This window comes from Lysobacter enzymogenes (assembly GCF_017168095.1).
Lineage (GTDB): Bacteria > Pseudomonadota > Gammaproteobacteria > Xanthomonadales > Xanthomonadaceae > Lysobacter > Lysobacter enzymogenes_D.
Window position 1 is genome coordinate 1 of the sequence record NZ_LXSD01000175.1, and the last position, 10,995, is coordinate 10,995.

Genomic DNA, 10,995 nt, shown 5'->3' on the forward strand with positions numbered 1-10,995 from the left:
GTGTCGGGGTCGCTCCCGGCCCCACCCGTCTTCGAACCCATCGCGCCCGCAGCGGCGCGGCCGGCGCAGCGCCGGCCGCCGCGACGGACGCGCCGCCCGCGGTGCGCCGCGGACGAATTACCGGAGTGTTCCCATGATCCGTCGCATCGATCGCCGCGTTTCCCGGAGGCGCGCATGAACGCCGCCTCGTCGTCCACCTCGTCCGCCGCTTCCGGCAACGGGCCGCTGCTGCAGATGCTGCTCGGCGCCAGCGTGATCAGCAGTTCGGCGGTGTTCGTGCGCTGGGTCGAGATCGGCCCGGGCGCGTCGGCGTTCTGGCGCATGGGCCTGGCCGCGATCATCCTGCTGCTGTTGCTGGGCCAGCCGTGGCGGCCCGGCCGCCTGCGCGCGTGGCGGCCGGCGCCGCGAGTGCTCGGCCTGGTGATGCTGAGCGCGGTGTTCATGGCGTTCGACCTGTGGATGTGGCACCGCTCGATCGTCTACGTCGGCGTCGGCCTGTCGACGCTGCTGGCCAATTTCCAGGTGTTCGTGCTGGCCGGCGCCGGCGCGCTGTTCCTCGGCGAGCGCGCCGGCTGGAAGCTGTGGGTCGGCCTGAGCCTGGGCCTGGTCGGGCTGGCGCTGCTGCTGGCGCCGGGCTGGGAGCACATGGACGCGCGCTTCCGCCTCGGCGTGTTCTTCGGCCTGGCCGCGGCGCTGGCCTACGGCGGTTTCCTGCTGGCGTTCCGCGCCGCCCAGGCGCGTCGCGGCGATACGCCCAACGAGGCGTTGCAGTGGTGGCTGTGCCTGGGCTGCGTGCTGGTGCTCGGCGCGACCGTGCCGCTGGGCGGCGAAAGCATGTGGCCGCAAACCGCGCACGACTGGCTGATCCTGACCGCCTACGCCGCCATCGCCCAGGTGCTGGGCTGGCTGGTGATCGGCCGGGCGATGCCGCTGCTGCCGGCCGGCATCGTCGGCCTGTGCCTGCTGCTGCAGCCGTTGCTGGCCTATGTCTGGGACGTGCTGATCTTCCACAAGCGGCTCGGCGGGCTGGAACTGCTCGGCATCGCCCTGTCGCTGGCCGGCATCTTCCTCGGCCTGGCCCGCGGCGACCAGCCGCTGTTCTCGCGCAAGCCGCGTTGACGCGGCCCAACGCCGCGGCGCCGCACACTTGCTTCATTCCTTCATGGTTTGTTTTCGCACATGACCGATCTCCTCGTCCCGATCCAGCGCCTGATCCGCAGCGTTCCCGACTTCCCCAAGCCCGGCGTGACCTTCCGCGACGTGACCCCACTGCTGGCCGACGCCGGCGGCTTCGCCCGCTGCATCGACGCGCTGGCCGAGCCGTGGCAGGGCAGCGGCGTGCAGGCGGTGTGCGGGATCGAATCGCGCGGTTTCATCTTCGGCGCGGCGCTGGCGCAGAAGCTGCACGCCGGCTTCGTGCCGCTGCGCAAGCCGGGCAAGCTGCCGCCGCCGCTGGTGACGGTGGAATACGAGCTGGAATACGGCCGCGACGCCTTGCAGGCGCGCAGCGACGCGCTCAAGCCCGGCGAGCGCACCCTGATCGTCGACGATGTGCTGGCGACCGGCGGCACCTTGGCGGCGGCGCGCGAACTGGTCGAACGGCTCGACGCGGCGCTGGTCGGCGCCAGCGTGCTGATCGAGCTGCCGGCGCTGGGCGGGCGCGCGCGCTGGAGCGGCGAGGCGCCGGTGCATTCGTTGTTGCGTTACTGATCGCAGTTGCGGCGCGGGCGTGAAAGTCCGCGGTCGCGGCTCGCGCCGCTCCTACAGGGAGCAGGCGATGCACCCGCCACCCCTGTAGGAGCGGCGCAAGCCGCGACCGCGCCATAACGCCGTCCGGCGCGATCCGCAACGCCTCGCGCATCCCCACGCCGCAGCGCGAGGATGCGCGCCGCGCTCACGGCTTTCCGCAGCGATACCGATCCGTGTCGATGAAGCCGTTGCGCTGCGATATCTCGTGGTCGTAGCAGCCCTGCGTGCCGTAGCTGCGATGGCGCTGGGTCGAGTGGCCGGTCGCGTGCCGCTCCGGCCGCGGCACGCCGTAGTTCCAGCCGGCTTCGCCTTCGAAGCGGTTGCGCTTGACCTGCGCCGCCGCCGGCTGGCCGCGACCCGGGCTCTGCAGCAGGTCGGCGTCGTCGAAGATCTTCATCGTGGTGACGATGCGCTGGGCGCTGCCGGACGGCACCACGCTGATCGCGCCGTCGAAGCCGAAGCGCTGGGCCAGCGTCGACACCGTCGGCAGGCCGCGGCCGAGCCGGGTCACGGTCTGGGTGTCGTTCCATTGCGCCTTGATCCCGTCGGGATTCTCGTCCGCGCCCCAGGTGTGCAGGCCGTCGTTGCCGACGATGCGTTCGACCGTGGTGTATTCGCGGCCCTTGGACGTATCGACATAACCGCTCGCGCGCAGGCGGTGGCCGCCGCGGGTGTCGACCTGGAAGGTGCCGTCGGGCTTGGCGGTGTAGGTCGAGCGCGCCGCCAGCGGGGTCAGCTCGTAGCTCAGCAGGCGCCCGCCGGTGGCGCCGCGGCGCGGGTCGGTCCAGGCCTGCAGGTTGGGCTGCAAGGTCCAGCCGGAGGCGCCGTCGGGCAGGTTGGCGACGCGGAAGCGCACCTCGTGCGCGCGGCCGTCGTTGACCAGGCCGATGAAGGGGGTGAGGTCGTAGCGGATCGGCTCGATGTCGAACGCGCGCGGCGCGGGCAGCACATACCACAGGAACGGGTTCGACCAGCCGCCGGTGTAGATGTGCGGATACGGCATGGCGATGCCGGCCACGCGGCCGTCGATCAGCACCTGCACTTCGCGGTACGGCCCGTGCTGGGCCGGGCAGGAATAGTTCGCCTCCGGCGGCGCGGTGAAGTACCAGAATTCCTCGCAACCGCCGCCGGAACCGGTGGCGTAGACCTCGCCGAACCAGCGCGTGGCGTTGGCCGGCAGGGTGTAGTCGCCGACCAGATCGCCGCCGTCGCGGCGCGCGTTGGCCAGCGGCGCGACCGCATCGGCGCCGTCGGCGGCGCGATGGCGGCGGTCGGCGTTGTAGAACACCACCCGCGCCTGCACGTAGATCACCCCGGTGTAGGTGTCGTTGACCACGTTGCCGAGCGCCATGCGCACCTGCTGCGGCGATTTCAGCAGCGCGGCGTAACCGCTGATGTCCTTCTCCACATGCCAGCCGATGCCGTCGCGCGAGGGCTCCGGCGTGCTGGTGGAGAACACGGTGACGCCGCCGATCTCCAGATGGCCGAGGCGGTCGTACTGCACGCCCTTGACCTGTCCGTCCATCTCCAGCACCACCTTGCTCCACGGGCCGGGGCAGGCGGCCGGCGGCGCGATCCGGCCCAGGTGCCAGTCGAAATCGGCGAAGGCGGTGTCGAGGATCTCGACCGTGCAACTGCGCGTGGCCGGCCGCGCCACCGGCGGGTCGGCGGTGCGCGGGTCGTCCCAGTCGCTGCCGAATTCGTCGGCGGCCAGCGCCGGCGCGGCGTGGGCGCAGAGCAAGGCCAGGAGCAGGGCGGGCAGGCGCGCGGCAGTGCGGCGCGCGGTCGCGTTCGGGCGGGAAGCGGGGCGTGCGGGCATCGGGGCATCCTTCGCGGGCAGGGGAGTCGGACGGCGCGGCGCGCGCGTCGCTGCGGCGCGTTCGCGCAGGTTCGAGCTTCCCGCCCGGCGCGCGCGGCGGCAAGGCGCGCATGCGCGCCGATGCCTTGAATCCTGCGACCGGCGCCGCATTTCATCGGCACGGCGGCGATGCCGCCACACCCCGCATCGCCGCGCTCATGATCCCGTTGCTACGGAGGCAGACGATGGCCGGTTCCTCGATTCCCGGTATTGGCGCGTTCAAGCAGCGCATGCCGCGGCGCGAAGACGCGCTGCCGGGCCGCGCGACGCCGTTGCCCTTGCACAACGCCCACTACATCAATGGCGCCAGACTGCGCGACGCCTACCCGGGCCTGGCGCGGGTGCAGTTCGGCCTGGGCTGCTTCTGGGGCGCCGAGCGCAAGTTCTGGTCGCTGCCGGGCGTGGCGGTCACCGCGGTCGGCTATTCCGGCGGCTACACGCCGAACCCGACCTATCGCGAGGTCTGCAGCGGCCAGACCGGCCATGCCGAGACCGTGCTGGTGGTCTACGACCCGGCCAAGATCGCGTTCGACGACCTGCTCAAGGTGTTCTGGGAAAGCCACGACCCGACCCAGGGCATGCGCCAGGGCAACGACATCGGCAGCCAATACCGCTCGGCGATCTACTGCGAGGACGAGGGCCAATACCGCGCCGCGCTGGGCAGCCGCGATGCGTTCCAGGCCAGGCTGCGCGAGGCCGGGTTCGGCGAGATCACCACCGAAATCGCCGCGCCGCCGGCGCCGGAGTTCTATTACGCCGAAGACGATCACCAGCAGTATCTGGCGAAGAATCCGGGCGGTTATTGCGGCCTGGGCGGCACCGGCGTGAGCTGCCCGATCGCAGCGCTCTGAAGCGCGGCCGCGCGGCGCCGCGAAACCGCGCCGCCGCGCTCGCGTAGCCTGGACGCGGAACTCAGCGAACTCGCGCGCGAACAGCGCGCGCATCGACGCGATGGCTTCGGCCCGCTGCGGCAGCGCCCGCAGCCGACAGGCTCCGGCGCACGATCACCGCGGCGGCGGCGCCTGCTTGCGCTTGCCCGCGGCGTTGCCCGGCGGCTGCAGCAGCGCGGGCGGCAGCTTGCGCAGTTCGTCGGCCAGTTGCATCAGGAACTCCGACATCGCCGAACTGCGCCGCCACAGCATGCCGATCTGCCGGTGCGGCGCGGCGCCGCTGAAGCGCAGCAGGCGGATGTCGGGCGAGTTCGGCACCGGCGGCTGCACCGCCAGGGTCGGCAGCAAGGTGATGCCGACGCCGGCGGCGACCATCTGCCGCAGCGTCTCCAGGCTGGTGGCGCGAAAGCCGTCGCGCTCGTCGGCGCCGGCCAGCCGGCACACGTCCAGGGCCTGGTCGCGCAGGCAGTGGCCTTCTTCGAGCAGCAACAGGTGCTGGTCGTCGAGATCGTGCAGGTCCAGGGTGTCGCGCGCGGCCATCGGATGCTGCTGCGGCACCGCCAGGATGAAGGGCTCGTCGAACAGCGGCTCGACGTGCAGTTGATCGTCGTGGATCGGCAGCGCCAGCAGGCCGGCGTCCAGGCGCCCGTCGCGCAGGCGGGCGAGGATCTGGTCGGTCTTCTCTTCGACCAGCAGCAGTTCCAGGCGCGGGAAGCGTTTGCGCAGGTTCGGCACCACGTGCGGCAGCAGGTACGGGCCGAGCGTGGGGAACAGGCCCAGGCGCACGGTGCCGGCCTCGGGGTCCTGGCTGCGGCGCGCGATCTCGCTCATCTGCTCGACATCGGCGATGACCTTGCGCGCGCGCTCGGCGATGTCGCGCCCGACCGGGGTCAGCATCACCCGCCGCGGCGCGCGCTCGACCAGGGATACGCCGAGCTCGTCCTCGAGCTTCTTGATCTGGGTCGAAAGCGTGGGCTGACTCACGAAGCTGGCCGCGGCGGCGCGGCCGAAGTGCTTGTGATCGGCGAGGGCGACCAGATATTTGAGGTCTCGAAGGTTCATGGTCGGCTGTCAATTGAAGATGGCTATCGGCATAATAGGAACAATTCATTTCAGTAATCAATTGCTGTAGCGCAACATAGGCAACATAAGTTGTGCCTGGCGACGCAGAGACTTCGTCGCACCCCCGTTCATCACCCCTCCCATCCCATCCAGGAGATACCCGCATGCTTTCGATCGGCGAGAAGTTCCCGAAATTCAAGGTCAAGGCCACCGTCGGCATCGACAACCTCGACACCGCCTTCGCGGACATCGACAACGACACCTACAAGGGCAAGTGGCTGCTGGTGTTCTTCTACCCGAAGGACTTCACCTTCGTCTGCCCGACCGAGATCAAGGGCTTCGGCGACCTGAACCAGCAGTTCCTGGACCGCGACTGCCAGGTGCTGGCCGCCTCCACCGACAGCGAGTTCGTCCACCTGGCCTGGCGCAAGGACCACAAGGACCTGCGCGACCTGCCGTTCCCCATGCTGGCCGACATCAAGAAGGACCTGACCTCGGCCCTGGGCATCCTGACCGAAGACGGCGTCGCCCAGCGCGCGACCTTCCTGGTCGATCCGGAAGGCGTCATCCGCTTCGTCTACGTCACCGACGGTTCGGTCGGCCGCAACCCGCAGGAAGTGCTGCGCGTGCTCGACGCGCTGCAGACCGACGAGCTGTGCCCGTGCAACTGGAACCAGGGCGAGAACACCCTGAAGGTCGCCTAAGCCGCAAGGCGCCCGGCGCGGGCCGCTGCCAACGGCGGCCCCGCGCAGGGCTTCGGCTTCGCGATGTGTCTGCGGCGGCGCCGGATCGCGTGACCCGGCGTTCGCCCGGTTCTGATTCGTTCGTTCAACCTGCGCTGCCGGTTCGCGCCGGCCGCGCAGTCTTCTTCGGCACCACCCCGCATGCGGCCGGTCGCACCTCACGCCGGCCTCCCTCCCCTCCGTGCGGGTGCCTGCAGCCGGGGTCCGCCCCGGCTGTTTTTACCTCGCTGCAAGCGCGGTCGCGTTCTTTCCAGGTTCCGTCCCAGCCAGCCGTGCGCGTGCGCACGCCCGCCAGGCGCATGGGCCTGCCCGCGCTGCGGCGTTCCCCCGATTCCAGGAGCTTCCCGATGAGCCTCACCGATCTTCGCAACGCGCTTCCCGACTACGCCAAGGACCTCAAGCTCAACCTCGACAGCGTGCTCAGCGACGCCGGTTCGCAGGGCCTGGACGCCAAGCAAATCCGCGCCATCGCCCTGTCGTGCGCGATCGCCTCGCGCTACAAGCCGCTGACCGAGGCGGTGGAAGCGTTCGCGGCCGAGAAGCTGTCGGCCGAGGAAATCGCCGGCGCCAAGGCCGCGGCGGCGGTGATGGGCATGAACAACATCTATTACCGCGCCACCCACCTGATCCAGAACGAAGAGTACGGCCAGCTGCGCGCCGGCCTGCGCATGAACATCATGGCCAACCCGGGCATCGACAAGATGACCTTCGAACTGGCTTCGCTGGCGGTGTCGGCGATCAACGGCTGCGGCGCCTGCATGGACTCGCACGAGAAGGTGCTGCGCAAGCACGAGATCAGCGCGCAGGGCGTGCAGAGCGCGCTCAAGATCGCCGCGGTGGTGCATGCGGTGGCGGTGGCGCTCGAGCAGGCTTGAGCGGACCTGCAGTAGAAGTTGGATGGTGGCAGGGGATCGCCGGCGGCAACGCCGGCGATCTTTTTTTAGTCGGTTCACTACCTGTAGGAGCGGCGTAAGCCGCGACTGCGACAACACAACTACTTCGAAACCCGCGCAATAGTTGCGTTGTCGCAGTCGCGGCTCGCGCCGCTCCTACAGGGAGTTATCGAAACCTCAGCGCACCTCGAACTCGTAGATCCGCGTGGCCGGATCGCCGTTCTGGGTCGGTGTGGTCACGTTGAGCTTGATGTAGCGCGCCGAAGTCGCGCCGATCGCATGGGTCGAAGTGTTGCCGGTATTCGCGCTCACCGACACCGGCGTGCTCCAGGTGCTGCCGTTGGTCGAGGTCTGGATGGTGAAGGCCTTGCTGTTCCAGCTGGCCTGTTCGCCGCCGGCGCCGGCGTGCTTGACCGTGAAGCTGCTGACCGTCTGCGCCGAGCCCAGATCGACCTGCAGCCACGCCGGCGAGGCCAGCGAACAGAACTTGTCGGTGTTGCCGCCGGAGACGCTGCCGTTGACCGCCTTGGCGCCGCTCTCGCTGCTGTTGCACGCGGCCGAGCTGGTGGTGGGCTTGTTGAGCGCGAGATTGACGTTGCCGGCGCCGACCGAGACGGTCGAGGTCTTGGTGTTGGTCGCGCCGCCGTTGTCGGTCACGGTCAGGCTGACGGTGTAGTTGCCGGCGCTGGCGTAGGTGTGCGACGGATTGGTCGCGGTCGAGTTCGAACCGTCGCCGAAGTTCCAGCTGCGCGAGGCGATGCTGCCGTCGGCGTCGCTGGAGGAATCGCTGAAGCTCGCGGTGAGGCCGTTGACGGTCACGCCGAAGTTGGCGACCGGCGCGGCGTTGCCGCTGAGCGCGTTGTTGATCGCCGCCGCGTATTGCGCGCTGGTGCCTTGCGCCCAGCACTTCTGGATGTCGTCGTACAGCCACAGGAAGCCGCCGCCGATGCCGGCGCTGGTCTTCCAGCCGGCCATGCGGCTTTCCACCGACGCGGGGCTGTCGCCGGCGCTGCAGCCCGAGCCGTGTTTGGTCCACAGGCCGGGCATGACGGTCATGCCCATCGCGGTGTTCCAGGTGGCCGGGTTGTTGCCGGCGCCGCCGTCGTAGACCTGCAGGTAGATGCGGTCGACCGAGGCGCCGAGGTTGTCCTTCACGCCCTTCCAGAACGTCTGGTTGGTGTACGGCGCGAAGGTGATCTTGTAGCCGAGCCCGACCAGCATGGTGCCGAACGTCGTCGTGTCGGCGACGTTGTAATAGCTCTCGTCGTCGAAGTTGACCGCATCGGCGCCGGTGACGGTCTTGAGCGCCTGGAAATTGCGGTACAGGATGCTGCCGCTGCCGGTGCCGCAGACGATGGTCGTGCCGCAGCCGGCGGCGGTGCCGTTGGCGAGCTTGGCCATGCGTTCGAAGTCGGGCACGCCCCAGGCGCCGATCGAGACTTCGACCCGCTTGACCGAGGTCGGCGCGGTCTTCAGCGAGGCCAGCCGCGCCGGCCAGTCCGCGTAGCCGCCGATGTAGGCGCCGTTCTTGACGATGGGAATGTCGTTGTAGACCAGGTCGCCGTTGTCCTCGATGTGGATGCTCCACAGGAACACGGTGGTGAAGCCCGACGCCTTGAGGTCGTTGATGACGGTCTGCCCGCCCGAATAGAACGGGCCGCCGCCGAAGATCGCCGATTCGGCGCCGAACGCGGGCGCGGCGAGGGCGGCCAGCGCCAACGCCAGGGCGCTGACGCAGCCGCGGCGGCGCGAACGGGCGGAGGCGGTGGAGTGCGGTGTCGGCTTGGGCATGGTGCGGTTCCCTGCGATGGGCGTCGGCGAGGACGCGGCGATGGACGGAAGGGCCGTGCGCACCGTGCCGCGCCGGCCCGTCGCCGTGGTGGCGACGCGGCGACAGTGCGAGCGGAGATTTCCCGGTGTCAATATTTGGATCGATTTAAACAAGGGAAAAACGTTTAACCGCCGCGGCGCGGCGAAGTTTTTCCCGTGCGATCAACCGGCTGCGCGCGGCGCCGCGGCGAAGCGCGCGGCGGCGATGGATGCGATGCGCATGCGCACCCGCGCTGCGCCGCAGCACGGGCCTGCGCGAAGCGCGCCGCCGTCGATCTTGCAGGAGGGGCTTCAGCCCCGATGCCTTCCGGTCCGTTCGCGACGAAGGTTCCGGCGACCTGAGCCGACAGCCTCGGGGCTGAAGCCCCTCCCACAAGAACGAAGGCGTCGGCACTGGGCTGCCGGGCCTCTTTGTAGGAGGGGCTTCAGCCCCGATGCTTTCCGGTCCGTTCGCGATGAAGGTTCCGGCGACCTGAGCCGACAGCCTCGGGGCTGAAGCCCTCCCACAAGAGCGAAGGCGTCGGCACTGGGCTGCCGGGCCTCTTTGTAGGAGGGGCTTCAGCCCCGATGCTTTTCGGTCCGTTCGCGATGAAGGTTGTGGCGACCTGAGCCAACGGCTTCGGGGCTGAAGCCCTTCCCACAGCAGCGAGGGCGACGGCGCGGCGCGCCGCGGCCCGGCTCAGGCTCAGGCTCAGGCTCAGGCGGCCGCGCGGCAGGCGTCGGCGCGGTCCAGGTCGTGGCGGTAGAGTTCCTCGCGCCGCATGGCCTTGTGGATTTCGGCGCGGTTCTCGTAGTGCTCGGGATTGTCCGGGTCCAGCGCGATCGCCCGGTCCATGTCGGCCAGCGCGCGTGCGTAGTCGCCGCGGCCGTAGTGCAGCACGGCGCGGTTGACCCTGGCTGCGACCGAGTCGGCGGCCAGGGCGATGGCGGCGTCGTAGTCGGCCAGGGCGGCGTCGGCGTCGCCGGACTGCTCGTGGATCTCGGCGCGGATCTGGTGGATCTCCGGCTGCTGCGGGTTGAGTTCCAGGCTCAGCGCGAAGCTGGCCAGCGCCGCCTCCCAGTCGCCGGTCTGCGACTGGCACACGCCGCGGTTGAAATGCACTTCCGGATACGGCGCGCTGTAGCGCACCGCGAGTTCGTACAGGGCCAGCGCCTCTTCGAACCGGCCCTGGCGCTGCAGCAGGTTGCCGCTCTCGTTGTAGTACTCGGAGTAGTACGGATCCATCTCGATCGACTTGCGGTAATGCGCCAGCGCGTCCTCGGCGCGGTCGAGCATCACGTAGACCTGCGCGGTGTTGTACTGCAGCACCGAGCGGTGCAGCGCGTGGCGGTCGTCGCCGAGTTCGCGGGTGAGCAGGGCATAGCCTTCCTGGCACAGCGCCAGCGCGTCGCGCGCCCGGCCCTGGCGCACGCGCAGGAACGCCAGCCCGTTGTCGATGAACACGCGCAGGAAGGTCTGGTCGGCATCGGCGATGGCGCCGCGCGCGGCGGCGATGTCCTGCGCGGCGAGCAGGATGTAGTGCTCGGCCAGGGCCAGATCGGGCTTGCGCGCGTAGCGCAGGTGGATCATCGACAGCAGGTAGTGCATCTTCGCGCGCAGCTCGCGCCGGCGCAGATGCGGTTCGGCGCGGGTCAGGATCAGCTCCAGCGCGAACTCCTGGCGGCCGGCGCTGACCAGGCCCTGGAAGATGTTGCCGATGTAGTTCCAGCGCGCGTCCTCGTCGTCGCCGACCATGTCGTCGAAGTGCGCCAGCACCGCCTCGGCGAAGCTGGCCGACTCGTGGTAGTAGCCGTAGTGATTGCTCAGGCACAGCGCGCGCAAGGCCGCGCGCGCGGCCAGCGCGTCTTCGCCGCGGGCGCGGTGGTAGGCGATCAGGGCCGGCGCGTGGATCTCCCAGGCCAGCGGCTCGCCGCGTTCGAGCCGCGGCTGCAGCGCGGCGTAGCCGGCGTCGTCGAGCGCCTGCGGCGCC

Annotated in this window: 10 protein-coding genes and 1 pseudogene; 5 read left to right on the forward strand and 6 right to left on the reverse strand. The window is 69.8% G+C overall.

Going from position 1 to position 10,995, the window contains the following annotated elements; all coding sequences use genetic code 11:
• Positions 1-174 precede the first annotated feature (174 nt).
• Positions 175-1,119 carry a DMT family transporter gene (locus A7A76_RS04765; RefSeq protein ID WP_206410119.1) on the forward strand — a complete coding sequence of 315 codons (945 nt, stop codon included), beginning with the start codon at positions 175-177 and terminating at the stop codon, positions 1,117-1,119.
• 60 nt (positions 1,120-1,179) lie between these two features.
• A complete protein-coding gene (locus tag A7A76_RS04770; protein WP_206410120.1) occupies positions 1,180-1,710 on the forward strand; it encodes an adenine phosphoribosyltransferase in 531 nt (176 codons plus the stop codon).
• A 184-nt stretch (positions 1,711-1,894) separates the two neighbouring features.
• Here the strand turns inward: A7A76_RS04770 and A7A76_RS04775 are convergent, their stop codons facing one another.
• Positions 1,895-3,568: a peptide-N4-asparagine amidase gene (locus tag A7A76_RS04775; protein ID WP_206410121.1), complete on the reverse strand. Its 1,674-nt coding sequence runs from the start codon at positions 3,566-3,568 to the stop codon at positions 1,895-1,897.
• A gap of 239 nt (positions 3,569-3,807) precedes the next feature.
• Here A7A76_RS04775 and msrA point away from each other — a divergent pair, with 239 nt between their 5' ends.
• Positions 3,808-4,458, forward strand: a complete 651-nt coding sequence (msrA, locus tag A7A76_RS04780; RefSeq protein ID WP_206410126.1) for a peptide-methionine (S)-S-oxide reductase MsrA — start codon at positions 3,808-3,810, stop codon at positions 4,456-4,458.
• A 153-nt stretch (positions 4,459-4,611) separates the two neighbouring features.
• Here msrA and oxyR read toward each other — a convergent pair whose 3' ends face one another.
• Positions 4,612-5,559, reverse strand: coding sequence for a DNA-binding transcriptional regulator OxyR (oxyR, locus tag A7A76_RS04785; protein WP_206410122.1), 948 nt, complete (start codon positions 5,557-5,559; stop codon positions 4,612-4,614).
• Positions 5,560-5,723: 164 nt separating this feature from the next.
• Between oxyR and A7A76_RS04790 the strand changes: the two genes are divergently transcribed.
• Both A7A76_RS04790 and A7A76_RS04795 read left to right on the forward strand, forming a co-directional pair.
• On the forward strand, positions 5,724-6,263 hold the full coding sequence (locus A7A76_RS04790; RefSeq protein WP_206410123.1) for a peroxiredoxin: 540 nt from the start codon (positions 5,724-5,726) through the stop codon (positions 6,261-6,263).
• Between the two features lie 386 nt (positions 6,264-6,649).
• On the forward strand, positions 6,650-7,177 hold the full coding sequence (locus tag A7A76_RS04795) for a carboxymuconolactone decarboxylase family protein (protein ID WP_123647127.1): 528 nt from the start codon (positions 6,650-6,652) through the stop codon (positions 7,175-7,177).
• A 195-nt stretch (positions 7,178-7,372) separates the two neighbouring features.
• Here the strand turns inward: A7A76_RS04795 and A7A76_RS04800 are convergent, their stop codons facing one another.
• The 4 genes and pseudogenes from A7A76_RS04800 to A7A76_RS04805 form a co-directional block, all read right to left on the reverse strand.
• A complete protein-coding gene (locus A7A76_RS04800; protein WP_206410124.1) occupies positions 7,373-8,986 on the reverse strand; it encodes a PKD domain-containing protein in 1,614 nt (537 codons plus the stop codon).
• Between the two features lie 145 nt (positions 8,987-9,131).
• Positions 9,132-9,587: a DUF6053 domain-containing protein gene (locus A7A76_RS26265; protein WP_428995082.1), complete on the reverse strand. Its 456-nt coding sequence runs from the start codon at positions 9,585-9,587 to the stop codon at positions 9,132-9,134.
• Positions 9,580-9,666, reverse strand: a pseudogene (locus A7A76_RS26270) (hypothetical protein); the annotation flags it as partial. The pseudogene A7A76_RS26270 and the gene A7A76_RS26265, both read right to left, overlap by 8 nt.
• Before the next feature lie 56 nt (positions 9,667-9,722).
• Positions 9,723-10,995, reverse strand: a 1,273-nt coding sequence (locus tag A7A76_RS04805) for a tetratricopeptide repeat protein (protein WP_206410125.1), incomplete at its 5' end; no start/stop codon positions are given.